Origin of the sequence: Mesorhizobium ciceri biovar biserrulae (assembly GCF_001618845.1) — a bacterium.
Taxonomy (GTDB): domain Bacteria; phylum Pseudomonadota; class Alphaproteobacteria; order Rhizobiales; family Rhizobiaceae; genus Mesorhizobium; species Mesorhizobium ciceri.
Genome location: NZ_CP015064.1, coordinates 6,093,063 through 6,119,557, shown reverse-complemented (window position 1 = coordinate 6,119,557; position 26,495 = coordinate 6,093,063). Strand labels below are relative to the sequence as shown.

17 protein-coding genes and 1 tRNA gene are annotated in these 26,495 nt (G+C 64.1%); 12 read left to right on the top strand and 6 right to left on the bottom strand.

Features of this window, described 5'->3' with window-relative positions; genetic code table 11:
* Positions 1 to 237 precede the first annotated feature (237 nt).
* From A4R29_RS28930 to A4R29_RS28905, 6 genes are all read left to right on the top strand, one after another.
* Positions 238 to 10,953, top strand: coding sequence for a beta strand repeat-containing protein (locus A4R29_RS28930; protein ID WP_244506989.1), 10,716 nt, complete (start codon positions 238 to 240; stop codon positions 10,951 to 10,953).
* A 139-nt stretch (positions 10,954 to 11,092) separates the two neighbouring features.
* Positions 11,093 to 11,599: a phage tail protein gene (locus A4R29_RS28925; RefSeq protein ID WP_063173401.1), complete on the top strand. Its 507-nt coding sequence runs from the start codon at positions 11,093 to 11,095 to the stop codon at positions 11,597 to 11,599.
* 13 nt (positions 11,600 to 11,612) lie between these two features.
* Positions 11,613 to 12,113: a phage tail protein gene (locus tag A4R29_RS28920; protein ID WP_063173400.1), complete on the top strand. Its 501-nt coding sequence runs from the start codon at positions 11,613 to 11,615 to the stop codon at positions 12,111 to 12,113.
* Between the two features lie 9 nt (positions 12,114 to 12,122).
* The gene (locus A4R29_RS28915) at positions 12,123 to 12,647 is read left to right on the top strand and encodes a phage tail protein (protein ID WP_013528766.1); all 525 of its coding nucleotides are present in this window, start codon (positions 12,123 to 12,125) and stop codon (positions 12,645 to 12,647) included.
* 27 nt (positions 12,648 to 12,674) lie between these two features.
* Positions 12,675 to 13,988: a DUF8189 domain-containing protein gene (locus tag A4R29_RS28910; RefSeq protein WP_063173399.1), complete on the top strand. Its 1,314-nt coding sequence runs from the start codon at positions 12,675 to 12,677 to the stop codon at positions 13,986 to 13,988.
* Between the two features lie 3 nt (positions 13,989 to 13,991).
* The gene (locus tag A4R29_RS28905; protein WP_063173398.1) at positions 13,992 to 14,540 is read left to right on the top strand and encodes a GNAT family N-acetyltransferase; all 549 of its coding nucleotides are present in this window, start codon (positions 13,992 to 13,994) and stop codon (positions 14,538 to 14,540) included.
* Between the two features lie 159 nt (positions 14,541 to 14,699).
* On the opposite strand, the gene A4R29_RS28900 is transcribed toward A4R29_RS28905, so the two are convergent.
* Positions 14,700 to 15,095 carry a DUF6916 family protein gene (locus A4R29_RS28900; RefSeq protein ID WP_244506879.1) on the bottom strand — a complete coding sequence of 132 codons (396 nt, stop codon included), beginning with the start codon at positions 15,093 to 15,095 and terminating at the stop codon, positions 14,700 to 14,702.
* Between the two features lie 233 nt (positions 15,096 to 15,328).
* On the opposite strand from A4R29_RS28900, the gene A4R29_RS28895 reads away from it, so the two are divergent.
* Positions 15,329 to 16,120, top strand: coding sequence for a SapC family protein (locus tag A4R29_RS28895; protein ID WP_244506878.1), 792 nt, complete (start codon positions 15,329 to 15,331; stop codon positions 16,118 to 16,120).
* 43 nt (positions 16,121 to 16,163) lie between these two features.
* Here A4R29_RS28895 and A4R29_RS28890 read toward each other — a convergent pair whose 3' ends face one another.
* Together A4R29_RS28890 and A4R29_RS28885 are read right to left on the bottom strand one after the other, a co-directional pair.
* A complete protein-coding gene (locus A4R29_RS28890; RefSeq protein WP_063173397.1) occupies positions 16,164 to 16,727 on the bottom strand; it encodes a type 1 glutamine amidotransferase domain-containing protein in 564 nt (187 codons plus the stop codon).
* Positions 16,728 to 16,922: 195 nt separating this feature from the next.
* Positions 16,923 to 16,997, bottom strand: a tRNA-Gly gene (locus A4R29_RS28885).
* Positions 16,998 to 17,252: 255 nt separating this feature from the next.
* Between A4R29_RS28885 and A4R29_RS28880 the strand changes: the two genes are divergently transcribed.
* The 4 genes from A4R29_RS28880 to A4R29_RS28865 all read left to right on the top strand — a co-directional run bounded on the left by A4R29_RS28880 (position 17,253) and on the right by A4R29_RS28865 (position 19,863).
* Positions 17,253 to 17,750 carry a prolyl-tRNA synthetase associated domain-containing protein gene (locus tag A4R29_RS28880; RefSeq protein ID WP_063173396.1) on the top strand — a complete coding sequence of 166 codons (498 nt, stop codon included), beginning with the start codon at positions 17,253 to 17,255 and terminating at the stop codon, positions 17,748 to 17,750.
* A gap of 84 nt (positions 17,751 to 17,834) precedes the next feature.
* Positions 17,835 to 18,836 (top strand): thioredoxin, encoded by a 1,002-nt coding sequence (trxA, locus tag A4R29_RS28875; protein WP_027162862.1) that lies wholly within the window; start codon positions 17,835 to 17,837, stop codon positions 18,834 to 18,836.
* 106 nt (positions 18,837 to 18,942) lie between these two features.
* Positions 18,943 to 19,614, top strand: coding sequence for an LON peptidase substrate-binding domain-containing protein (locus A4R29_RS28870; protein ID WP_024504054.1), 672 nt, complete (start codon positions 18,943 to 18,945; stop codon positions 19,612 to 19,614).
* A gap of 9 nt (positions 19,615 to 19,623) precedes the next feature.
* Positions 19,624 to 19,863: a Trm112 family protein gene (locus tag A4R29_RS28865; RefSeq protein WP_013528775.1), complete on the top strand. Its 240-nt coding sequence runs from the start codon at positions 19,624 to 19,626 to the stop codon at positions 19,861 to 19,863.
* A 96-nt stretch (positions 19,864 to 19,959) separates the two neighbouring features.
* Here A4R29_RS28865 and A4R29_RS28860 read toward each other — a convergent pair whose 3' ends face one another.
* The 3 genes from A4R29_RS28860 to A4R29_RS28850 are packed head-to-tail and all read right to left on the bottom strand — an operon-like array spanning position 19,960 to position 25,761.
* Complete coding sequence (locus A4R29_RS28860) at positions 19,960 to 23,307, bottom strand: error-prone DNA polymerase (protein ID WP_063173395.1); 3,348 nt, start codon at positions 23,305 to 23,307, stop codon at positions 19,960 to 19,962.
* Positions 23,304 to 24,782, bottom strand: coding sequence for a DUF6504 family protein (locus tag A4R29_RS28855; RefSeq protein WP_063173394.1), 1,479 nt, complete (start codon positions 24,780 to 24,782; stop codon positions 23,304 to 23,306). The genes A4R29_RS28860 and A4R29_RS28855 overlap by 4 nt, the downstream gene beginning before the upstream one ends.
* Entirely contained in the window at positions 24,724 to 25,761 is a 1,038-nt protein-coding gene (locus A4R29_RS28850) for an ImuA family protein (protein WP_063173393.1), read from the bottom strand. The genes A4R29_RS28855 and A4R29_RS28850 overlap by 59 nt, the downstream gene beginning before the upstream one ends.
* A gap of 182 nt (positions 25,762 to 25,943) precedes the next feature.
* Here A4R29_RS28850 and A4R29_RS28845 point away from each other — a divergent pair, with 182 nt between their 5' ends.
* A complete protein-coding gene (locus tag A4R29_RS28845) occupies positions 25,944 to 26,366 on the top strand; it encodes a metallopeptidase family protein (RefSeq protein ID WP_013528779.1) in 423 nt (140 codons plus the stop codon).
* Positions 26,367 to 26,495: the final 129 nt, after the last annotated feature.

Genomic DNA, 26,495 nt, shown 5'->3' with positions numbered 1-26,495 from the left:
ATGGCTTGATACAACACCCGCGACTGTTCCGAAAGCCGAGCAGGAGGCAAGCAAGCCGGCGAAATTACTGTGGCTTTTCGGATACAACGAACAATATTGCAGGAGGCCCTCAGAAATCGAAGCGCCGGAGACTCGCTATACAATAGAATTCGAGTAAGATTTTACACGGGGTGCGTGCAGTCCCCGAAGGACTCGCCAGGGATGGGAACTACCGAGACGCCTCGGCAAGTTGGTGAGATGGCGGCGCGTGGGGAGGATTTCCGCGTGCACGCCGGCTATCGCCGTTCGCGAATCGCCAGGCATCTCTGGAAGACGACGGCACTGACGACGCTGGCGCTCGGCCTTTCAGGCATGGCCGCCTATGGCGATCCCAACGGGCTATGGCAGCCGCAGATCCGCGCCATCATCGGCGCCGACAACAATGGCGGCAACGGCGCGCTCGAAGGTTTCATCCCGCTCAAGCAGACGGCCGAATCCGTGCTGTTCCTGGATGTCCGGGCCAAGCACGATTTCAAGGATGGTTCCGGCCAGGATGTCGGCCTCGGCATTCGCCGCATCGTCAACCCGGACCTGATGATCGGCGGCTACGCCTATCTCAATCTCGAGAACTACAACTCCACCCAGTTCACCGCGGCCACGCTGGGCGCCGAAGCGATCACGCCTCATTTCGATGCGCATGTGAACGTCTATCTGCCTATCAAGGGTGATTCGACGGATCACTCGACCAGTTCAACCCTGTCGATGGTCAGCAACCAGCTGATCGAGCAGATCTCGGTCCTCGACCACCGCGATTACGCGGCATGGGGCATTGAGGGCGAGATCGGCGCGCAGGTGCCGGTCAACCTGCCCGACAAGCATTCGCTGCGGCTCGACATTGGCGGCTATCATTTCGAGGATCCGCATGGCGACGACGGCAGCGTCACCGGCGCCAAGGCCGGCTTCGAGTATACGATCGGCGATGTCTTCGGCAGCAACACGGAACTGGTCTTCGCCGGCGAGGTCCGCAACGACAATCGCGACGACACCCAGTTCGCCGGCAGTGTGCGGCTGAACATCCCGTTCAATCCCGGCAGCGGCTCGGACAATGGGGCCGACAGCGGGCCGGAGCCGGTCTATCCGGTCAGCGAAGGCCTGCGCAAGCGCGTCAACGAGCGCGTGCGTGGCGATATCGGCGTCCGCGTCCAGTCGCAGACGCTGACCGGCGGCTCGACGACGCGTGTCGCCATCAACGCCGCCACCAATGCCGCCTTCGGCAAGTTCTACTACGCCGATGGCGGCCTCGCCGGTGCCGGCACGCTGGCCGACCCGACGACGCTGGACGACGCCGTGACCAAGTCGGGTGCGAACGGTTTTGTCGTGGCACTCGGCGGCAACGGCAATCTGACGACTGGCGGGGTGACGCTTGCCAATGGACAGACCGTCATCGGCGGCGGCGAAAGCGTCACCGCAAGGCTTTTCGGCGGCGGCACCAGCACCTTCAACCTGGGCGGCAGCGACGGCACGATCCAGGGCACCAACGTCGCCAACCCCGTCTTTACGCTCGGCAACGGCAACACGCTCAGCGGTATCACCATCACCGGCGGCGGCGACGGCATCTTCGGCAACAACATCACCGGCGCGACGCTGACCAATGTGACGGTCACCGGTGCGGGCGGCAACGGCGCCGACTTCACGGGCAGTTCGACCGGCATCACCGGCGCCAATTTCACCGCCACCGGCAACGGCCTCGACGGCCTGCACATCGACGGCGACGGCACCTACAATTTCACCGGCACGACGCTGCTGAAGGGCAATCTCGACGACGGTCTCGATATCACCGGCACGGGCACCTACACCTTCGCCACCGTCAATGCGCAGGACAATACCGACCGCGGCATCACCGTGCAGGGCACGTCGACCGGAGGCACGTTCACCACCACCGGCGGCACCGTGTCAGGCAATGGCGGCACCGCCGTCTTCATCGATCCGATCACCGCCCATGTGGTGCTGGACTCGATCAGCCAGAGCGGCGGCACGTCGGGTGTCGTGCTGGAGAATGTCGCGGGCAGCTTCACCGTCAACGGTGCGACGACGATCTCCAACACGACCGGACCGGCGATCGCCATTTCGGATTCGCCGGCGACGATCCGCTTCGGCGACATCAGCATCACCAACCCCGGCGCCGACGGCATCTCGTTTGCCGGCGTCAATGCGGCGGTGGTCGCCGGCAACATCGTCATCTCCGGACTGGGTGTCGGCACCGGCCTCGACTTCTCCGGATCCAAGACCAATTTCACCGCGCAGTCGCTCAGCATCACCGGCACCGGTGCTGCCGGCTCGATCGGCATCGATCTGACGTCGCCGAGCGTTGGCGGCGCGGTGATCATCATCACCGATGGCGGCGTCATCACCAATGTCGATACCGGCGTGCGGCTGGGCATTGCCGGCACGCCGGGCGCCACGGCCAACGCCGAATTTACCTTCGGCGGCAATTCCAGCTCCATCTCCGGCATCACCGCCTCGCTCGATGCGCGCGGGCTCAATGAGGGCAGCGGCCACTACGCTTTCGGCACGACCGCGTTTTCCGGCCCGCAACTTTACGATCTGCGCAATTACATCTTCGTTGCGGCCGGGGCTTCGGGCGGCGGCACGTCGATCACCGACCTCGCCTCGATCGAATATGCCGACAGCATTACCGCCAGCGACGCCATCATTGTCCTGGTCAACCGCGGGACAATCGACGACGCCACCGGCTTCTCGCTGAGCGACGGACAGGAACTGGCCTCGTTCGGCAACGACCGCGCGTTCTCGCTCGGCGGGGTGCCGTTGAATGTCACCGGCACCAACATCCATCATGACGAATCCATATCGGATTCAGCGGGTGCGGCGACGCTGACCAGTTCCGGCGGCGGTAATGTCGTGACGCTGGGCAACGGCAACACGCTGCTCGATTTCAACATTTCCGGGGGTTCCGGCTCGGCGATCTACGGCCTGGGCATCAACGGCCTGACCGTCCAGGGCGTGATGGCCAGCAATGTCGGGTCCGGCCTCTACCTCAATGGTGTGACCGGCACGGTCTCGGTCGACGACCTGACCGTCCAGACCGCATCTCAAACCGGCATCGTGCTTGTCGATTCGAGCGCGACCGTCGATTTCACCGGCAACACCAAGATTACCAGTGCCGCCAACGTCGGGCTGTTCGCCAACAATTTCGACGGCATCGCCACCTTCGACGATCTCGACATCAGTGGCGGCGGCAGGGGCGTGGCCATCTGGAGCGGCTCGAGCGGCACGCTGACTTTCGCGGCCGCGAGTTCCATCACCAACACGGGCGATGTAGCCTTCAACATCAACGGTGCGGTGCCCAACGTCACCTACAACGGCACGATCGACCAGGCCAATGCGGCCAACGCGGTCAGGATCATCGGCCAGACCGGCGGCACCGCCACCTTCGGCGGCAAGATCACCGCCAGCACGGGCTCGGCCAACGCGATCGACCTGTCCGCCAACACCGGCGGCACGGTGAAATTCACCGGCGGGCTGGACCTGACCACGACGACCGGTACCGGCTTCGATGCCACCGGGGGCGGCACGATCACAGTCGCGGCCGCGGGCACGGAGCAGATCACCACCGGCACCGGCCGGGCGATCAATCTCGACGGCATCACCATCGGCACCGGCGGCATGGCGTTCGACAGCATCACGACAGGCGTTGCGACGGCCACGGCGCTCAACTTCAATGCCGTCTCGGGCGGCCAGTTCCTGGGTGGCAATGTCACTGTCGGCGGCACCGCTGCCGGCATCAACGGCCTTGCAATCAACGCTTCGTCATCGACCTTCACCATCACCAATCTGGTGACGACCAATGTCGCGGGCACCGATGTCAGCCTGACCAACAATACGGGCTCGATCACGATCCTCGGCGGCACCATCACCAATTCGGGCGCTGGCGACGGTGTCGTCGTTTCCGGCGGCAGCGCGACAGTCGGCGTAGCGGCCAACGTCTCCAGCTCGGCAACCGCGCCAGCCGCGGCGGTCAAGGTCGACGGCACCACCGGCGGCTCGGTGACCTTCAGCGGCACCATCACCTCCACCGGCACCGGCAATCTTTTCGCGATCGGCTCGACGCTGACCCCGGCCGGCGGCGCCATCAGCTTCACTGGCCCGACCTTGTCGGCGACGGGTGGCGGCGGGGCGCTTGTCAGCAGCCTCGGCGGCACCGCGACGTTGAACGTGACCGCGCCGCTGTCGATCACCAATGCCACGGGCACCGGCCTGTCCGTCACCAATGTCGCCAGCACGGCATCGGCGAGCTTTGGCGAGGTCACCGTGACGACGCCTGGCGGCACCGGCATCTTCATTGCCGACAATGGCACGGTCACCTTCGGCACAACCCAGGTTACGCTGGGAGCGGCAAGCACCGCCGGCATCGAGTTCCTCGACATCAACGAACATATCAGCTTCGGCACGACCACGATCGACGAGGTTGGCGCCAACCAGACCGGCATCGACTTCAGCGGTTCCTCGAGCGGTTCCTCGACAAGGGCCGATTTCGGCCTGACCACGATCACCGGCACCGGCAGCCTGACCTCGCGCGGCATCGACCTGTCGTCGACGACCGGCAACAAGACCATCACCTTCCTGCGCGGCTCCAGCATTTCCAATGTCGGCGTCGGCGTCGAATTGTCGTCGAGCGGCGCCACCGCGACCTCGGCCAACGCCAACTTCACCTTCGGCGACGGCACGTCCGCCGATGGGCTGCAGTCCTCCATCAGCGCCGCCGCCGGCGGCTACACCGTCAACACGATCGGGCTCGATCCGACGCTCGGCAATTATGATTTCGACGACGTCAACTTCACCGGCGCCGCCCATCTGGCCAGCGCGGTCGGTGGGACCATCATGATTTCCCAGGGCGGTGGCATCGTCCACGCCAACACGGACGGGCTCAGCGCCGACGTGACCACCTACACGGTCGCCGAGGCCGATGCCATGACCGGCACGCTGAACTTCGCCTTTGTCGGCACCGTCGATCTCAGCGGCACCCCGTTCACGCTCGATTCCGGCCAGTCGATCATCGGCTTCGGCAACGGCGCCTCCATCCTCACCTCCGGTACCGTCCAGCCGGTCAATGTCCAGGGCAATCTCGGCGCTACTGGCGGCAACGTCACCGGCGATGAGGGCGTGGTCAAGAGCACGGGCAGCGATACCCTGCATCTGCTCGGCAACAACCAGGTGCGCGACACCGCTTTCGACTTCAGCGGCGGCAGCGGCTCGGTCTTCCTCGTCGACGGGAGCGCGGCTGGCTTCGTCAATACCGGCGGCATCTTCATCGAAGGCGTCACGGTCAGCAATGTCGCCGTGGGCCAGACAGCGTTCAAGGTCGTCGGCCTCGACACCAATTTGTCGATCACCAACAACAACATCAACGTCGCCGGCACGCTGCTCGACGCCAATGGCGGCAGCGGCGACATCACGGTCACGCGTGGCAGCTTGCCCAACAGCGGTCCGGCGGGCACGCTGACCGGCGGCGGCATCAACCTGCAGAACCTGACCGGCACGGTGACCATTGGCGACGGCACGCTGACCAACACCGGCGCGAACACGGCTTTCAATGTCGGCTCGACGACTGCCGGGAGCGGCGGCAGCGCGATCATCTCCTATGCCGGCACCATCAACAGCAACGGCACCGCCGCGGCTGTTTCGATCCAGAGCATGACTGGCGGCTCGGTGACGCTGTCGGGCAACCTGACTGATACCAACGCGGCCGCTGGCGGCAATATCGTCATTGCCGGCAACGACTCGGCCGCGATCACCTTCTCGGGCACCAGCAAGGTGATCAGCTCGGGCGCGACGGACGCCGTCAGCCTGGGTCTCGTTGGCAATTTCCCCGCAGGCACACCGGCCCCCAACACCAATTCCGCGATCAATTTCACCAATGGCGGTCTCGACATAACGACGACGACCGGCACCGGCTTCATCGCCTTCGGAGATTTTACCACCGGCGCCGTTACGGTCATCGGCACGGGCAACGAGATCAATTCCGGCGCCGACGGTCTTATCTTGTTCGGCGCCAATGTCGGCGCCGGCGGCGTTGCCTTCGACAGCGTCTCGGCCGTATCCACGAGTACCGGCGCTGGTGTGCTGCTTGGAGGTATCAATCTCGGCGGCGACGTCAACATTGGCGGCCTGAGGGATACCGGCTACATCGGCGCTTCATTGATCGGCCTGAGCGGCGCCGGCGTGGTCAATTTCACCGGCAAGACCGATCTCGACGTCAGCTACAGAGGGTTCGATATTGGTGGGCCGCTGGTCGGCACCATAAACATCGCCAATGTCGCCGGATCCACCCTGAACATCGATGGCGCCGAGATCGGTATCGCATTGACGACCTCGAGCGGGACCGTCAACGTTGGCGGGAATGGCGGCAGCGCCAGCATCGGCGCGACGACAAGCACCACTGGTTCAGCGATCACGCTCGCCGGCGGCAATGATCTTGTCCACGCCACACTGAACTACACCGGCTCGATCAACGTCAGCGCGGGCAGCGTCTTGCAAGTCGGCGGCGGCGACTGGAGCGAGCTCAACATGAGCGGTTCGGTCGTTTCGACCTCGGCAGTAGCACTGCCGGGGACAGCGGTCTTCACCTTCAGCGGCAACGCCGAGGGCGTGTACAATATTTCGAGCACGATCAATCATACCGGGAGCGCCGTCGGCGTCTTGTTTGACGGATCGTCCGAGGGAACGGCCACCTTCTCCGGCACCTCGAAGATATTCGACACCAGCAGCGGCGCCAACGGCGCCATCGTCAAGCTCCCCAGCATCGGCCCGACCCAGGGCACGGGCTCGCTCGCCTTTACCGGCGGCAACCTCAAGATCACCACCGCCAGCGGCGCCGGCTTCAGCGCCAGCACCTTCGGCGCCGGCACGATCAGCGTCAGCGGCACCGGCAACACCATCACCACCGGCACGGGAACCGCGCTGAAGCTTGGCGATGCGACGGCGGTCGGCGCAGGCGGCATCACCTTCGATTCGATTTCGAGCAACGGCGCCGCGACCGGGGTGTCGCTCAACAATGTCGGCGGCGGCGCCATCGACCTCGGCGCGGTCAACCTGCAGAACATCACCTCGCGCGGCGTCGACATTTCCGGCACGCTCGGTTCGGCGCTGAGCTTCGACAGCCTGAACATCGGGATCGCGGCCAGCGCCACCAACGCCGTCGGCCTCGACCTCAACGGTGCGGCGCTCGGCACGAGCACCATCACGGCGGACGATTTTGATGTCAATGGAGGCAACTCCACAGGGTCGATCGGCATCGACATGGCCGGCACGACCGGCACCGGCACGATCCAGCTCGGTGACCTCCTCAACAACAATCCTGGCCCGGCTGGCCAGACGTCGACCATCACCAAGGTCGCCCAGGGCGTCCAGTTCTCCAGCGCCACCAACGCCAGGCTGGTGTTCGGCGACGGCGGCAGCCCGGCCGAATCGAAGATCGAGACCTTCGGCAACGGCCAGGTCATCCACGCCACCGACACGCTGCCGACATCGGGCGACTACAATTTCAACGACGTCAACTTCAGCGGCGACACGTCGAACCTGTCTTCGTACAAGGTCTACTATGTCACCGCCGATGCCACCGCCCTTGGCGACGGCAGCCTGCTCAATCCGGGCACCTATACCAACGCCCAGGCATCTACCGCCAATGTCATTGTGCTCATCGACAAGAACGTCGACGGCGGCCAGGCGACGATTGACCTCGGCGGTACGTCGTTCCAGCTCGATGACGGGCAGGTACTGCTCGCCTTCAAGAGCGACGACGCGGCCGTCGATGTCTCGCAGCTCGGCGTCGATACCAGCGCCGGCGCTTCGGCTGCGTTCCATTTCACCACCGTGCAAAACTCGCCGATCATCGCGGCACCGGCGGGCATCGACACGCTACGGCCGATCCTGCAGAGCAACACAGCCGGCTCGGTGGTCGATCTGGCGACATCAGGCTCGGGCGTCGTCACCGGCGGCCTCCAGAACCTCATCATCCGCAACACAGGCACCGGCACTGGTGTCGCCGTCAACGCGACGTCCGCCTCCAGTTTCTTCCTCCGCAACAACGACATCGCGGCCGGCGGCAGGGCGCTCGATTTCTCCACATCAGCTGCGCCGGCCAACACGCTTCTGCTTTCGATCGACGGCAATACGCTGAAATCGACGGGATCGGCGCTGGCCGCGTCCTTTGCCGGCCAGAACATCAGCGCGACGGACAACTCGGTCGAGATCCAGTCCTTTGCCGACAACACTGTGCTCGGCGGCACTGGCGGCGGCATCGCCTTCAACAATGTCCGCTTCGACTCCAACGGCGCCGGCGGCACTGTCAGCGCCGGAACGATCGGTGTTGGCTCACCAGGCCCAGGGCGCGTCCAGGGCGACGGCCTCAGCTTCACCAACACCAGCGGCACCCTCGATCTCGGCGCGTTCAGCGTCTTCAACAATGGCGGCACCGGCGTCCTCGCCAACACCAAGACCACCAATTTCACGCTGAACAGCAGCAGCGGCGGCGTCTTCACGGGGAATGGCGCGGCGTTCGATCTCGATCCGCTGACCGTCAATATGGTGGTGACCAGCATCAGTTCAGGCGGCAGCAGCGGCGGCATCATTTTCGACGGCGTCGCCGGTACCTTCACCGTCACCGGCAACACGAGCGTTGCCGCGGCGACGACTGCCGGCATTATGACGATCAACGCCGGTAACACCGGCGTCTTCACCTTCAACACGGTGACCCTGAACAGCACCGTCACGGTGGGCGGCGGCATTCAGGTGGCGAGCGGTACGCTCAACATCACCGGCCTCGCCAACATTGACACGACCACCGGCGTCGGCGTCTCGCAAACCGGCGGCACGGTCAGCTTCACCGGCGGCGTGACCATCGACACCGCCAGCGGCACCGGCATTGTTGGAACCGGCGGCACGATGGGCATCACAGCTACCGCTGCCGCAGAAACGGTGAGGGCGACCACCGGCCAGGCGATCAATCTCTCTGGCGTCGCCGCCAGCATCGCGCTCGATTCGACCAATTCGGTCGGCGGCGCCAACAATGTCAGGCTGACCAACGTCAGCGGCACGGTCGACCTCGGTTCCGGCGCGCTGAGCGGTGCAACGGGTACGGCGTTCCTGGTTTCGGGCGGTTCGGCCAATATCGATTACAATGGCACCATTACCCACACCGCCAACGCCACCGCGATCGACGTCCAGAACCACACCGGCACCGCCGGCGGCGGCAGCACGATCTCGTTCGACGGCGCCATAACATCGAATAGCTTTAGCGACGGCATCAACCTGGTGGCCAATGGCGGCACCAACGGCACGACGATCAGCTTCACCAACAAGCTGGCGATCGATACCTCAACCAGCGACACCACCGGCTTCAGCGCCACCGGCGGCGGCACGGTTACCGCCACCGGCCCCGGCAGCACGATCAATTCGGGGACCGGCACCGCGCTCGATGTCGAGAACACGAATATCGGCTCGGGGAACCTTGTCTTCCAGAGCATCACATCGAATGGCGGTAGCGCCAACGGCATCATCCTGGTCAATACCGGCACGGCGCTCGGCAATGGCGGCTTGCATGTGACTGGAAATGGCACCAACGTCGGCGCGACCGGCGGGGGCGTCATCGCCAACAAGACCGGCGCCGATGGCAGCGCCACGCAAGGCACCGGCATCTACCTCAGCAATACGAAGGATGTGCAGCTCAATGGTCTGCAGCTGAACGATTTCGACAACTTTGGTATCCGCGGGTTCGAGGTGAACGGCTTCACGCTCGCCAACAGCACGGTGAACGCAGCCTCCGGCGTGAACGGCACCAGCGCCGCGGCGGACGAGGGCTCGATCAGCTTCCGCGCCGCCGATGCCGCCCATAACGGCCTGACCGGCACGGTTGCCATCACCAATTCGGTGATCGCGAACGGCCTTGAGGACAATTTCAACGTCTTCAACAACAGCGGCACGTTGAACATCACTGTTTCGGGCTCGACCTTCCGCGACACCTCCGTGGGACCGCCAGGCAATGTCGGCCTGCTGCTGCAGGCCGACGGCACCGCCAACATCACCGGCCTTGTCACGAACTCGTCGTTCCTGCGCAATTTCGCGAGAGGTATCCAGCTCATCAACAACGGCTCGGGCAACATCGATTTCGATGTCGGCCAGGCCGGCGTCGCCGGCAGCGGCGGCACCTTCACCGACAATTTCGTTGGCGTGGACATGGATCAGAACGGCGCCGGCACCTATAATTTCAATGTGCTGAACGCGACCTTCACCACGGCGAACTATGCGACCCTGTTTGGTGCCGGCGGCGCGGGCTCGCAGATCAACGTCAACCGCGGCGGTGCCGCATCGCCGGTCGTGCGTGGCCTGTTCACGGGCAACATCCTCAACAACAACATCAACAACGCGGATTCCGGCACCGGACCAGGTATCAGTGTCTCCGTCAACGGGACCGCCACCGGCAGCAACACGGTGACCGTCAAGCTCGACGGCAACACTGTCACGCACGTCGCGAACTATGGCATCCTGGTCGCGAACGGCGACGGCAATGGGATCGTCAATGCCACCATCACCAACAACACCGTCAGCACGACGACCGCAGCCGCGCTCGAGGCGATCCGCGTCAATGGCGGGATAACCTCGAGCCAGGCTGGTGCCTCCGGCACGCCCGACAATGGCACGCTGACTTTTGATATCCATGGAAATACGCTGAGCGTCGATCCGTCAGCTGGCGTCACCGATATCCGCGTGCGGCAGCGGTTCAATGTGATCGACAAGATCGAAGGCTATGCCGGCAGCGCCACCGACGACACGGCGGTTCAGGCCTATCTCGCCAGTCTCAACAGCCATTCGGGTGGCGGTGCCGCGACAGTGGCCGCCGACCACAACAACACCGGCTTCGGGACCATTGTTGGGGTTACGGAGCCGCCCCTGCCATAAGCGGGCGTTGCGCGCGGTGGCGCTGGAATAAATTACAAAATGTATTGGCCGAGCAGATTGCTTTGTGGCGGTGGGTGATCTAACGTAACGTCATGTAGAGATTGGCTTTTTACTACAAATTGAACGTTTGGGGGTGTATATGGCCGAGCCGTATCTCTCGGAAATCAAGTTGATTTCTTTCAACTTCCCTCCCCAAGGTTGGGCGTTCTGCGACGGACAGTTCCTGCCGATCAACCAGAACCAGGCATTGTTTGCTCTGCTGGGCACGACCTATGGCGGCAATGGGCAAACGAATTTTGCATTGCCCGACCTGCGTGGGCGCGTTCCGACGCACACCGGTGGCCAAGGTCATCTTCTCGGCGAACGGGGCGGCGAGCAGGCGCATACGCTCACACTTTTGGAGATCCCCCAGCATTTTCACAGCGCCAGCGCGACATCGGCTTCCGGCGATCTCTTCGTCGCCACCGGCAATGTGCTTGCGGCATCGCCCGCGCAGCTTTACGCGCCGGGAACGTCCAATCTGACTGCGCTGACACCGAGCAGCGTCACCGCGATGGGCGGCAGTCAGCCACACGACAACATGCAGCCCTATCTGGTGCTGAATTTTTGCATTGCTCTGGTAGGCATCTTCCCGTCGCGGAATTGAAGGACGCGCAGCCATGACAGTTTACATCGGCGAGATTCGCATGTTCGCGGGAAACTTCGCGCCCGCCGGCTGGATGTTCTGTCAGGGCCAGACGATACCCATTTCCGAAAATGATGCCCTGTTCCAGTTGATCGGCACCACCTATGGCGGCGACGGTGAGGAGACATTCAAACTGCCGAACCTGGCCAGCCGCGTGCCGCTCCATCAGGGGACCGGATTTATCATCGGGCAAACCGGCGGCGTCGAGGACGTGACGCTGAACATACAGCAAATGACCGGCCACACGCACGCGATGCTGGCAACGACCAGCATCTCCAGCCAGACGAGCCCCGCCAACAATGTCGTGGCCCAGTCTTCCACGGGCAAGCTCTATGTCGAGGACACGCCCACGGCGAACCTCGCCAATCCCGTGGTCGGCATGACTGGCGGTGGCTGGCCCCACACCAACCTGCAGCCTTATCTCTGCGTCAATTTCATCATCTCGCTGTTCGGCGTTTTCCCGACCCCAACATAGGACAGGACCATGTCGGACCAATTCGTAGCAGAAATCCGAATTTTCCCGCTCAACTTCGCGCCCGTGGGCTGGGCGGTCTGCGACGGCCAGATCCTGCCGATTTCGCAAAACACGGCCTTGTTCTCGCTGCTGGGTACGACCTATGGCGGCGACGGCAAGTCGACCTTCGCCTTGCCGGACATGCAAGGCAGTGTGCCGATGCAGCCCGGCCAAGGTCCAGGATTGAGCTTTTATGATCTCGGGCAGTTCGGCGGCTCGGACACGGTCACCTTGCTCGAATCGGAAATGCCGATGCACAACCACAGCATCCGCGCCGTAACCGACCCCGCCGACCTCCAGATCCCGACGCCGACGCGGGCGATCGCCAGGTCGACCAACGCCAACGCCTACAAGAACACGACCGTCAACATGGTGCCGATGGCGGCCAACATGCTGGCTCCGGCGGGTGGCGGCCTGCCGCACAACAACCGGATGCCCTACCTCACACTAACCTTCTGCATTGCGCTGCAAGGCATTTTCCCACCAAGAGGCTGACCGAGCCAACAGGGCAGGACCGATATCATGGCCAAGAACGCAGAACCGAAGTCGAAGGCCCCCGCGGCGAAGACGCCGGCGCGGAAAGCGCCCTCCAGGGCCAGGGCCCGCCCGGCGCCGTCCAGCCCCCCACCCATTTACCAGCACAAGCCGGCCGGCGCTTCGTTCTTCGAACTGTCTCGGCTGATGGTGGTGGGTATCGATTCCGCCAAGGGGCAGTTGATCCAGAAGGCGCAGCTTTCGCCGAACGGGCCATGGCCTTCGGCCTGGTCGTTCATCGCGCCCGGCGCCTGGGTGATCATGACGGCGGGGCTGACCAGGGACGGCCGCGTCGCGGTGGTCGCGCAGCCATCGGGAACCACCAACCTGTCCTTCATCACCGAGGACGCCAACCAGATCGGCCCGGTCGAGAAATGGACCGCGCCGATGAGCATCGGCACGCCGCCCGGCGCCACCAGCTACCAGAAGCTTTCGATGGCGCGCGATGCCGATGGCCGCATCGAAGTCTTCGTCACCGACAATCAGGGCCGCATCTGGTGGATCTACCAGAATCCGGACCAGATCGTGCAGGTGCAGAAAACCATCACGCCACCGGGTACGACGACGCCGATCGTCGTCACCGTCGACGTGCCGGCGCCGCCGGCCAAACCGTGGAGCGACTGGATCCAGATCCCCGGCGGGCTTGTGACGGTTTCGGCGATACGCCAGGGTGACGGCCGCATCGCGCTGTTCGGCATCAATTCGAACCTGCATCTCTATCGCTGCCAGCAGGCGAAGGCGCGGGCCTTGAGGGCCGCCGACTGGACGGGTTGGGTGCAGATCGACACGACCCAGACAGGTGGCTTCATCGAGATGGCGCCGGTGATCGGCCCGCTCGGCGCCACCAATCTGTTCGCCCTGACCCAGAGCGGCCAGGTGCTGCATACGCGCCAGATGCCCGCCGGATCGGATACGTGGACGCAGTGGGCGACACCTGGCTACTCCAGGGCGTCCAACCTGGCGCTTGCCGCCGGCATCCAGGGCGACGGCGATATCGTGCTGGTCGCCGCCGACCAGCACTTCCTCCAATTCAACGCGCAATGGGATGCCTACACCCAGAACTGGTCGGGATGGCGCGATTTCGGCGCATCCCTTCGCTCGACGCGCCTGACGCTCAACTACAATGCCGATGGCCGGCTTGCTCTGTTCAGCCTGGCGCGCATGCCGGACGGCACCAACGGCCTGTGGACGATCAACCAGATGGGCATCGACAGTTCCGAATGGGAGTACAACTGGACGTCGCTGACCGACAACAATCTCAAGCAGATCGTCGTCGTGCGCGACCTGACGCCGCCGGTCTGACGGTTGATTTCCGGCAGCGTGGCGGAAGGCAAGCAGGCCCGTCCGGTCTGGTCGCGGTCCGACAAGGCCGGGCTCCGCTTTCGTGCGGCAGTGGACGCGGACATGCCGTTCCTGTCGCGGCTCTATGCTTCGACGCGTCTCGAGGAACTCGCGGTGACGGCGTGGAGCGACGCGCAGAAGGCCGACTTCCTCGGCATGCAGTTCCAGGCGCAGCACGCGCATTACCGAAAACATTATCCCGAGGCCGACTGGCTGGTGGTGGAACGAGCGGGGAAAGACATCGGCCGGCTCTACATCGAGCGCTGGCCAAGCCAGCACCGCATCATCGACATTGCCTTCCTGCCGCATCATCGCCGCAAGGGCCACGGCACCGCACTGCTCTGCGACCTTATCGACGAGGCATGGTTAGCCGGCAAATCAGCCTCGATCCACGTCGAGAAGCACAATCCGGCGAGACGGCTTTATGTCGCGCTGGGTTTCGTGGTTGTCGAGGACAAGGGCGTTTATGATTTGATGGAATGTGCGCCGGGGCGCGGGAGGGTCGGTTTGTGACGACTGGAGGCCTACCGCAGGCGGCGCTATCGGTTACTTCGGCAGCGGTGCGCAGGTTCGTGAGACGATGGCAGGACAGAGGGGGGCGCTGTCCCGCCAGCCTTTCGCAAATTTCTGCACAGCAGCGGCATGGATTTCGATGAGTCTGCTGCGTTAAGCTCAATTAAACACCGCCTCGTAGAGCCGCCCCGTCGCGTCGGCCGCGACCGGTACGATGAAGATCTCGTGGGTGCCGCCTGTGCCAGTGAAAAGGTAGGTCGCCTGCGGCAGCGCGATGTCGCGCGGGCCTCTAAACAGCAGCGAGAAACCGCCACCCAGGCGCGGGCTGGCGGCGATGGGCTTGACCGCGCTCAGTTCGAGCGGGATCTGCTTGCCCCCGACTTCGATGGTGAAGGTTTGTCCCTGCTCGAAATCCGACACCGACGCCATCCCGTTTGCCTCAATCTGTGCGCTGGAGCGGTTCAGCGTTCGGATCCGATCCAGCTTTTTGTTTCTCCGCAATTGCCAAGGGAAAACCGCTGCACACTTTTCCCGGAATTGCTCCAGCGGCGGCACTGTCGCCGCTTCGCCGCAAGCTGTCCAGAGGCGGGCAGGCGGCGGTCGTGTTCCCCAAGACAATCGATCGCCGCAAATCCCAAAGATACAGCACCGCCTGTCCTTTTATGCGCGCAAGAGACGCTGTAGTACTTTGTCCTGCGCGGGATTCCTTTCGATCCAAGATCAGCGCAAACAAAGCATAGATCCCGGCTTCGGGACCATTGGCAGCCTGATGGGCGTGCGGGAGACGGATGATGGCGGATGCAAAGACGGACGTGCCGAGCGATGCGTTGCCGCTGTTCTATTCGAGGCCCGAGGCGCTCAATCCGGCGCGGCACGGCTCGCTCGGCCTGACCGCGCGCAGCGACTTCGGCTTCGCCCGCACGGCGCATGCCATTCCGGTGGTCGCGTCTGAAATGCCGGCGGCGATGCGCTCCTACCCGATCGTCTTCATCGGCCCGGCCAAGTCGCCGGTGATCATCACCGGCGTGCGCCAGAACGAGAATTTGTTCGTCGATGCCGACGGCAAATGGACCGGGCCGCACTACATCCCCGCCTATGTCCGCCGCTATCCCTTCATCCTGGCCGAAGACCCGACATCGGCCGGCCGGCTGACGCTGTGCGTCGAACGGGCCAGCAATCGCATCGTCGACCAGCTGCTGGCGCCGTTGCGCGACGACAAGATCCTGCCGTTCTTCGCCGGCAACGAGCCGACCGAAGCGACCAGACAGGCGCTTGCCTTCTGCAACCAGTTCCAGATCGACTTCCGAGCTACCCGCGAGATGGTCGAAAAGATCGATGCGCACGGCCTTTTTGCGCCGCGCCAGAGCAAAGTAACGCTGGAAGGCGGCGAAATTCTCAACCTCACCGACTTCCAGGTGATCGACGAGCCGGCCTTCAACAAATTGAGCGACGAGGCGTTTCTCGACCTGCGCAAATCAGGCGCGCTCGGCCTGCTCTATTGCCACCTCGCCTCGACCAACAGCTGGACCTCGCTGGTGCATCAGGCATCGCTGCGGAAGGCGGATGGGGCGAAGGGCTGACTGTGAAAAGCTTGCGCGACCGATCGTCTGGGCGGACAGGCGGCTAGGCAGCAACCCTTCTGTCGTGCCGCCCTTCCCTGATCTCCTCGGCGAGCTTGTCGCAGAACGCGTCGAGATCGCCGGGATTGCGACTGCTGACGAGCCCCTGGTCGGTGACGACTTCGATGTCCTCCCACAGACCGCCGGCGTTGATCACATCGGTCTTGATCGATTTGTAAGACGTGACCCGGCGACCCCTTACGATGCCGGTCTCGGCGAGAAGCCAGGGCGCATGGCAGATCGCGCCGACGACCTTCTTGGCCGACCAGAACGATTCGACGAAGTCCAGGGCCTTTCGCTCGACGCGCAGCAGATCCGGATTGATGACCCCGCCAGGCAGGACGATCGCGTCATAGTCGTCCGACCGCGCCTCATCCAACGTCTTGTCGACAGGAATCTCCCGACCCCAGTCCTTGAGGTCCCAGCCTTTGATCTTGCCGCTTGCGAGCGACACGACATCGACCTCGGCGCCCGCCTCGCGTAATTTTTTGAGCGGAACTTCAAGCTCGGATTGTTCGAACCCGTTTGTCGCAAGGATAGCGACGCGCTTACCGGAAATATCCTGCATTGGTTTTTCTCCATCGTTAGGTGGTGGAGGGCTAACGAGGCGAGGCGGGAAGCGTTCCTGGCTGTAACTTTATGTGACATGAGAGGCGGATGGACGAAGCGCAGTTCGGCCCAAGCTCCCAGTTCGACAATGTCCAAAAACGAAAAAGCCGCGGCGGACCGCGGCTTTTCGATGCTTGATTTCCTTAGAGGAAATTGGAGCGGGTGAAGCGATTCGAACGCTCGACCCCAACCTTGGCAAGGTTGTGCTCTACCCCTGAGCTACACCCGCTCGCACGGCGTCTTGGCCGCAAGCCGGGCCTATATGGCTGAAGAGCGCGGCGATTGCAACAGGGAAATCGCAGGCTTTTTTACGACCCGGCAAGCGAGGCCGGCAAGCCGCCGGCGGGCGCGCGAGTGGCACGCGGCGGGGGCGCCACCGCAAAGGGCGGGTGCCGCTCACCGTGATGTCGCATGACGGTCTTGTGTCGGCCGCCCCATTGGCCGTAAACGGCATGGGCTCACAAACGGGACGAAGACGAAACCGATGCCGAAGACCGAAGCCGAACTTTTTGCCTTTCTTGCCGAGCTGGGCATTGCTGCCTCGACCAAGCGCCATCCACCGCTCTATACCGTCGCCGATTCGCAGGCGCTGCGCGGCGAGATCGCCGGCGGGCACACGAAAAACCTGTTCCTGAAGGACAAGAAGGACAATTTCTTTCTGGTCACCGTCGGTGAGGACGCGGTCGTCGACCTGAAGCAGATCCACCAGGTGATCGGCGCCGCCAGCCGGGTTTCTTTCGGCAAACCGGAGATGCTGATGGAGCTGCTCGGCGTCACGCCGGGCGCCGTCACGGTCTTTGGCATCATCAACGACACGGCAAACAGGGTCAAGCTCGTGCTCGACAAGGATTTGATGGAGCATGCGGTGATCAATGGGCATCCGCTGACCAATGAGGCGACGACATCGATCGCAGCGGGCGACCTGATCAGATTCGTCGAGGCAACCGGGCACGATGCTGCTATCTTGAAAGTCTCCGCGTGATCGCCACATGGATGGCTTAAAACCGATGGTCTGAAGCATAGGGCGCCTGGCTGCCGGCCGGCGGCGCCACGGAAGGGTAAAGAGATGAGCGACAACAATCCGTTCGGCGGCCCCTTTGGCGGCAATGGCGGCCAGTACACCACCTCGGTGCAGTATGGTGGAACCGCGCCGGCGCCGGCGAAAGTCGCGCTTGGCGATACGCCCGCCGCTCCCGCCGATGTGATCAAGGACACGACGACGGCTGCCTTTGCCGCCGATGTCATCCAGGAATCGCGCCGCCAGCCGGTGCTGGTCGATTTTTGGGCGCCCTGGTGCGGACCTTGCAAGCAACTGACGCCGCAGTTGGAGAAGGCGGTCAAGGCCGCCGGCGGCAGGGTCAAGCTGGTCAAGATGAACATCGACGACCATCCGTCGATCGCCGGCCAGCTCGGCATCCAGTCGATCCCGGCGGTCATCGCCTTCAAGGACGGCCAGCCGGTCGATGGCTTCATGGGCGCCATCCCGGAGAGCCAGATCAACGAATTCATCACCAAGGTCGGCGGCAAGGGCAATGGCGCGCCGCCGGTGGCCGAAGCTCTGGCTGCGGCGACCGAGGCGCGCGACGCCGGCGACATGCAGACCGCGGCCGACATTTATGACGCCATCCTGGCGCAGGCGCCGGAGACGATCGAGGCGATCGCCGGACTGGGAGAGCTGCTGTTCGAGGCCGGCGACACGGAAGGCGCCGAGGCGCTTTTGGCAACAGCCCCGGAGGCCAAGAAGGATGCGCCGCCACTGGCAGCTCTGCGCGCCAGGATGGCGGTTGCGGCGCAGGCGGCGGCTCTCGGCAATCCAGCCGAATTCGAGCGGCGCCTTGCGGAAAATCCCGGAGATCACCAGGCGCGTTTCGATCTGGCCATGATCCAGAACGCCAACGGCGACCGTACGGCCGCAGCCGACAATCTGCTGGCCATCATCAAGGCCGACCGGGCCTGGAACGAGGATGGTGCGAGGACGCAATTGCTGCAGCTGTTCGAGGCCTGGGGCATGACCGACGAGGCGACGCTGGCCGCGCGCCGCAAATTGTCGGCGCTGCTGTTTTCCTGAGCCGGCTGCCGGTTGTTTTGCCGCACGGGCTTGGCGTCGGCGATGATTGCGCCAGATTAGGGCCAAGAACTCACGCGCTTCTTGATGGCGCGATCGGAGGAACGAGGTGCAAGCGGGAAACGCGCATTACCGGCTCGCCAAGGATTTGCCGTCGACGATCCCTATCTTTCCGCTCGAGGGGGCGCTTTTGCTGCCGGGAGGCCGCATGCCGCTCAACATCTTCGAGCCGCGCTATCTGCAGATGGTGGACGAGGCGATCGCCGGCTCGCGGCTCATCGGCGTCATCCAGCCCAGTCTCGACGGCGCCTTGCGCGACGACGGCGAGCCGGAACTCTGCAATGTCGGTTGCACCGGGCGCATCATCGCCTTTTCCGAGAGCGGCGACGGCCGTTACCTGATTTCGCTGCAGGGCGTGTGCCGGTTCCGCATCGCCCATGAATTGACGGTCAAGACGCCGTTTCGCCAGTGCAAGCCCTCGCCTTTCCTTGCCGATCTCGATGAGGACCAGGCGGGCAACGAGATCGACCGGCCATCGCTGCTCAAGGCATTTCGCGCCTATCTGCAGGCCAACGACCTCGAGGCCGACTGGGAAAGCGTCAGCCGGGCCGAAAATGCCATGCTGGTCAATGCGTTGTCGATGATGGCGCCCTACGGGCCAGCCGAGAAACAGGCGCTGCTCGAAGCGGCGGATTTGAAGACCCGGGCCGAGACGCTGATCGCCATCACCGAAATGGCGCTGGCGCGCGAGAATGAGGATTTTGGGTCGAGTTTGCAGTAAGAGGGCGCGATGGCGGACGGACGTGACGGGAAGAAGGTCGACCCCAAGCTGCTGGAACTCTTGGCCTGCCCACTGACCAAGGGGCCGCTGGCCTGGGATCCGGAGCGCGGCGAACTGATTTCCAGGGTCGCCAAGATTGCCTATCCGGTGCGTGACGGCATCCCGATCATGCTGCCTTCCGAGGCGCGGACGCTTTCGGTGGAGGATGTTCTGGCCCCGCCACCGCCGCGTCTGGGTGGGCCGGGCTGAGGGGCACGTTTCTTGTACCCAATAGGCCGGCAGGACAGAGGGGGGCGCGAAGGATCGCCGACGTCCGCTTTCGTTCCGTTCTTGGCATGGCCTTGCCTACTGAAAATTCCGCCCCTTGGGCATGACCTGTTCCGCTTCTTCCGACAGCGTTGCGAGATCCTGCCGGATCGGCGCGCTTTGTTTGGCGGGGCTGAAGCGATCCGAACCGTCCTTGGCGAGGTCTCTCGGAGGAACCGCTGGTGCAGCCTCGCTGACCTTCTCCAGAAGCACGGTCAGCCAGGGCGTCAGATCCTCGATCTTCTCGGCAACGATGTGGACCACACCCGATTCCGACTGCAATTTCCCGGTTACCTTGACGAACCGGGCCCCCATGACGATAGGCCGATAGCGGTCGAAGGTTCTTTGCCAGAAGATGATGTTGGCCACCGCCTTGTCGTCCTCCAGCGTCAGGAAGATCGCATTGCCCTTGCCGGGGCGCTGCCGCACCAGCACGAGGCCGGCGACCGAGACGCGCCTGCCGTCGCGCACGGAAGGAAGATTCGCATTGGGGATGACGCCGGCGCGGTCGAGCCGCTCGCGCAGGAAGGCGACCGGATGCGCCTTCAGCGACAGGCCGAGCGCGCGGTAATCGTGGATGACATGCTCGCCGAGCGGCATTTTCGGCAGCCTCGTCTCCGGTTCCAGCTCGCGCAGGCGAAGCGCCGGCTGGTCGAACAGCGGCAGCCTTTCGGCGGCGCTCTTGCCGTCGAGCGCGCGCACCGCCCACAGGGCTTCGCGACGGTCAAGACCGAGCGAGCGAAAGGCATCGGCCTGCGCCAGTTTTTCGATCTCGCCGACATCGAGGCCGGAGCGCAGCCAGACATCCCTGACGGATACATAGCCTGAGCCGCGCCGCTCGACGAAAGCCTCCATGCGCTCCTTCGACAGGCCCTTGATCTGCCTGAAGCCGAGCCGCAGCGCATGATTTGTCTCGATGACGCCGCGCATTTCGGCATGGCGTGGCAGGATGCGGGCCGGATCGAATGGCGCCTTTTCCAACGTACAATCCCACACCGAAAAATTGACGTCGACGTCGCGGATGCCGACGCCATGGTCGCTTGCGTCGCGCACGAGTTGGGCCGGCTGGTAAAACCCCATCGGCTGCGAATTCAGGATCGCGGCGCAGAACACGTCGGGATAGAAGGTCTTGAACCAGCAGGAGGCATAGACGAGCAGGGCGAAGGAAGCAGCATGGCTTTCAGGAAAGCCGTATTCGCCAAAGCCCTCGATCTGCTTGAAGCAGCGCTCGGCGAAGTCCTTCGTGTAGCCCTTGCCGACCATGCCATTGATCATACGGTCGCGGTAATTGCCGATGGTGCCGGTGCGCTTGAAGGTGGCCATGGCGCGGCGCAGTTCATCGGCTTCGCCCGGTTTGAAACCGCCGGCGACGATGGCGATATTCATCGCCTGTTCCTGGAACAGCGGTACGCCAAGCGTTTTCTTGAGGATCGCTTCCAGCTCCGGCTTTTGATACTCGGCCTGTTCCTTGCCTTGCCGGCGGCGCAGATAGGGATGGATCATATCGCCCTGGATCGGGCCCGGCCGAACGATCGCCACCTCGATGACGAGATCGTAAAAATTGTCTGGCTTGAGACGCGGCAGCATCGACATCTGCGCCCGCGATTCGATCTGGAAGACGCCGAGCGTGTCGGCGCGGCAGATCATCTTGTAGACCTGCCTGTCCTCCGGCGGCAGGGTGGCCAACACATAGGGCTGCCCATAATCATCCCGCGCATTAGGATAGTGATCCGTGAGCAAGGTGAAGGCGCGTTGCAGGCAGGTCAGCATGCCGAGCGCCAGCACGTCGACTTTCAAGATTTTCACCGCGTCGAGATCGTCCTTGTCCCATTCGACCATCTTGCGCTCGTCCATCGCCGTCTTGACGATGGGCACAATCTCGTCGAGCCGGTCCCTGGTGATGACGAAGCCGCCGACATGCTGGGAGAGATGGCGGGGGAAGCCCATGATCTCATTGGCACGCTCCATCACGTGCCTCGACACCGGGTCGGTGCGGTCGAGGCCGCCGGCGCGGGCTTCCTTCTCGCCAAGCTCCGATGTCGACCAACCCCAGATCGAGCCGGAAAGCGATGCCCTGACATCCTCGGACAGGCCCATCGCCTTCGACACTTCGCGCAGCGCCGACCGGCCGCGATAGCTGATGACGGCGGCGGCAAGTGCCGTGCGCTTGCCGCTGTATTTCTCGTAGATGTACTGGATTACGGTTTCGCGCTTTTCGTGCTCGAAATCGACGTCGATATCCGGCGGTTCGTTTCTCTCCTCGGAAATGAAGCGCTCGAAGAGCGAATCGATTTTTTCCGGCCCCACTTCGGTGATGCCGATGCAGAAGCAGACGACCGAATTGGCGGCTGATCCACGTCCCTGGCAGAGAATATCCTTGCTGCGCGCGAACTTGACGATGTCGTAGACAGTCAGGAAATAGCGGGCATAGTTGAGGCGTTCGATCAAAGCGAGCTCTTCCTCGATGCGCTTGGTCACGGAATCCGGCACACCAGCCGGATAGCGGTTCGCCGCCCCCTCCCGAGCCAGTCGCGCCAGCTCAGCCTGTGGACCAAGACCCGATTCCGTCGGCTCGTCGGGGTAGTTGTACTGGAGGTCGCCAAGCGAAAAAGTCAGCTCTTGCGCAAACCGCAGCGTCTCGGCCAGCGCCTGCGGATGCCGGCGGAACAGGCGGCCCATCTCCATCGGCGGCTTCAGATGGCGCTCGGCATTGGCGGAGAGTTGCAGCCCGACCTCGGCAACGGGCGTGTTGAGGCGGATCGCGGTCAGCACGTCCTGCAACGGGCGTCGTTCGGCGGTGTGATAAAGAACGTCGTTGGTCGCCATCAGCGGAATGCCGGCGCTCTCGGCAAGTGCTGCCGCCTGCTCGATGCGGAAACGGTCATTGCCGGCGTAGTCGGGCGAAACGCCAAGCCGCAGGTTCCTGCCGAAACGGCCCTTGAGCTCACCAAGCAAGGCAAGACTGTCTTGCGCCCCCGTCGACAGACCGGGCAGGACCGCCAGCGACATCAGGTCACCCCATTCGAGCAGGTCGCCGCGCTGGAGAAGGGTGGCGCCTTTTTCGTTCTCGTCGCGCAGATTGGCTTGCGTCAGCATGCGGCAGAGGTGCCCCCAGCCCTTGCGGTCCTGGGGATAGGCGAGGATGTCCGGCGTGCCGTCGTCAAAAACCAGCCGGCAGCCGGGGTGATAGGAGAGTTTTTCGACCTTGGCCTGCTGCCAGGCGCGCACCACGCCGGCCACCGTGTTGCGGTCGGCAAGTCCGATCGCCGAGAAGCCCAGGAGCTTGGCCGCGACCACCAGCTCCTCCGGCTTGGAGGCGCCGCGCAGGAAGGAGAAATTCGACTGGATGCCGAACTCGGCATAGGGAATGACGGTCAGCGCGTTCATGCGAAGACTCCATGCAGGAACCAGCGCGGCGGGACTTGCGAGGCGCCGCCGTAGAGGCCTTGCCGGTAGAGCCAGTAGCGGCGGCCGTCGGCATCCTCGATGCGGAAATAGTCGCGCGTCGATGCCGCCTCGTCGCTTGGCGCTTCCCGCCACCATTCGGCGGCGATGCGTTCCGGCCCTTCGGCGCGCTTGACCCGGTAGAGCGCGCGCCGCCAGCGGAAGTTCAGCGGCGGTCCTTCCGGCATTTCGGTGGCCGGCACATCGATGGGTTCGGGCGAGCGGAACAGCCGGATCGGTCGTTCCGGCGGAAATATGGTTTTTGGTGCCTGCAGCCTGTCCGGCTTCTTCGGCGGCGTGGTCCGGCACGGCGCGTCGGTGAAGGGGATGGTGGCGACGGCACGCTCCGGCAGATGGCTTTCGACCGCGACCGGCCGGAGAACCGCGCCATCGCCGAGCCGGGCGCGGATGCGGTCGGCGAACAGCGCGATATCGGCGCCGTCGTCGGTCACCTCGCCGGCAAGATCGGCCTGCTGCATGTCGAAGGTGGCTGATGCCAACACCGAGAGCCGCACCAGATCGAAACCATAGCCGGCATCGATATCCTGTTCGAGCGCGGCCAGCCTTTCATGGAACAGTTTCTGGATCAGCATGGGTTCGCGCATCGGCCGCGAGGTACCGAGCGCGATGCGGCTGACGGCGCCGTCGACGCGAAAGAGCAGCAGCGCCAGCGTCCGGGCGCCCTCGCCGCGGCGCTCGAGGTCGGTCTTCAAGGTCGCCGCCAGCATGCCCACCAGCCGTTCGATGTCCTCGGTCAGGGTGACGGGTTCGGCGAGGTGGCGTTCGACCGAAAGCGGCGCGACGGGCAGGCGCGGCGACACCGCCTCGTCGAGCCGGCCAAGCGCCTGGTCGAGGCGCAGGAGCAGCAGGGCGCCGAAGCGGCGGGCGAGCGGCGCGCGCGGTGCCGCCATGACGGCGCCCGCCGTGCGCAGGCCCACACTTTCCAGGCTGGTGCGGGTCGAAGGTTCTATGCGCAGCGCGGCCAGCGGCAGGGGCGCCAGCAGCGCCTCCTCCTCGCCTGACACAATGATGCGGTCGCCGCAAAAGCGTGCCGCCGCCCAGGCAGCGCCCGGCGTCGCGGCAAGCCCGGCGCGGACATCGAAACCCTGATGGAAGAAGCGCGACAGGATGTCGTCCAGCATGGCGCGCTCGCCGCCGAACAGATGGGTGCAGCCGGTGACGTCGAGAAACAGGCCGTCTGCCCCGTCCAGCGCCACCAGCGGGGTGTAGCGGTCGCACCAGTCGGCGAGGCCTTCGAGCAGGCGGCGATCGGCTTCCGGATCGGCCTCGACGACGTCGATCGACGGATGCATGGCGCGCGCATCGGCGATGCCCATGTCGCGCTTCAGGTGCAGCGCCTCAGCCCGCTCGTCGAGGGCCGAGATGCGCTGTGCGTTGCGGTCGCGATGGCTGATCACGAGCGGCGGGTGAGAGGGGTGATCCGACGGCCGGGAACGCCAGGACCGCCCCAGACGCTGGCGCAGGATCCTTTCCGCCGCCAGATAGGGAAACCACAGGGACAGGATTCTTTGGCCGGTTTCTTTCCCCACCTGCTCCTTCGTCGCCCGCTCTTTCGTCGAATGCGCGTTCATCGGGGTTCCACTCCAGTGTGAATTGTCCAGGCAGGGCCGTGCGGCTCTTGCCGATGGTGAGGGTGAAGGCCGGGCGGCCGATCGAGCCGGCCAGCGGCCCGGCGATGGTGTCGCGCGGCACCGCCGGCGCCGAGGCGACGATGAGGCGGACGGGTGCCGCCGTCGGTTCGGGCCCAGCCGCCTGCCGCAGCAGGAACACCGGCCGGCCGGCCGCTTGCGCCCTTGCATGCAGCCGGCGTGTCGCGGTCAGGTCAAGCCGCTGCGGATTGCCGCGGATTTCCAGGATGACGGCGGCGAGCGCCGTCATCCGGGCCGCCTCCTCGGCGACCCACAGTGCATCGACGAGCCTTGGCGCCTCGGAAAACAGCAATTGCTCCGGCTCGATGCCGAACGAGGCGTGAAGCCCCCTGGCATAGGGAAAGCCGGCCTCGCGAAAAATCTCCGATGTGCCGATCCACAGCACCGGCAGCCCCGGCGTTTGCTTGAGGATCAGGCTGGTGAGCGACAAAGCGAAGCCGGCGACGGCCCCGGCATCGCGGGTTTCAAGCCCATGGATTTCGCTCAGGGCGGCCTTCGGCAGCCCGCCGCTCAGGGCGGCATCGAGGCGCCCAACGCCGATAGGCAGGAACGCATCCGGCAACGCCGCGGCAATGCCACGCCGGACGATTGTGAGATCAGTGTTGACGTCAGCATCAAAGGGTGCGGCTGCCGGCGCAGCCAAGCGCTCGGGCAGCGTTCCCTCGATTTTCGCGATCTGGCGGCGCAGGGCAAAAACAGTCTCCCGCGCCACGGCGGTCATCGCCATGACGGTCAGCTTCCATTCACAATTGTTCCTGTTATGTTCCTATAGATTCCAGAGCGCATCCCAAGAGTCAAGCAGAGTCATGGGGAATTTATTCCTCTCTGCAGGGATGGCGCAGGCGCATCGGCCCGTTCATTTGCCGATTCCGGTGCGAAAGCCTATATGCCGGGATCAAAGGACAAAGCATGGCCCGCATCTACAAGACCCGCACCTGGCACGACGAACTCTCGCCCTCGATGGACGAAATGGAGTTCCTGGCGCTGGAGGCGTACGCCCATCTGCCGGAGGATTTTCGCAAGCTGACCGGCGAGATCGTCATCCAGATCGCCGAATTCCCAACCGACGAAATCATGGACGATCTGTCGCTGGAAACGCCATTCGACCTGCTCGGCCTGTTCGAGGGACGCGGCATCGCCGAGCGCTGGAACCCGCAGACCGGCGAAGGCCCGAACCGCATCACGCTCTACCGCCGCGCCATCCTCGATTACTGGTCCGAGAACGAAGAGACGCTGGGCGACATCGTCACCCACGTGCTGATCCACGAGATCGGCCACCATTTCGGCCTGTCGGACGAAGATATGGAGAAGATCGAAGAGGCGGCGGAGTAGGGTGCGCTGATATTCAGGTGATGCCCGCCTGCAAATGATGGCTTCCTGCGCTTCCCCGCTCTACCGCGTCGCGGTAGAACTGTGCTCACGTACCCAAAAGTACGCTCCGCTCCGGTTCTCGGAAACCAC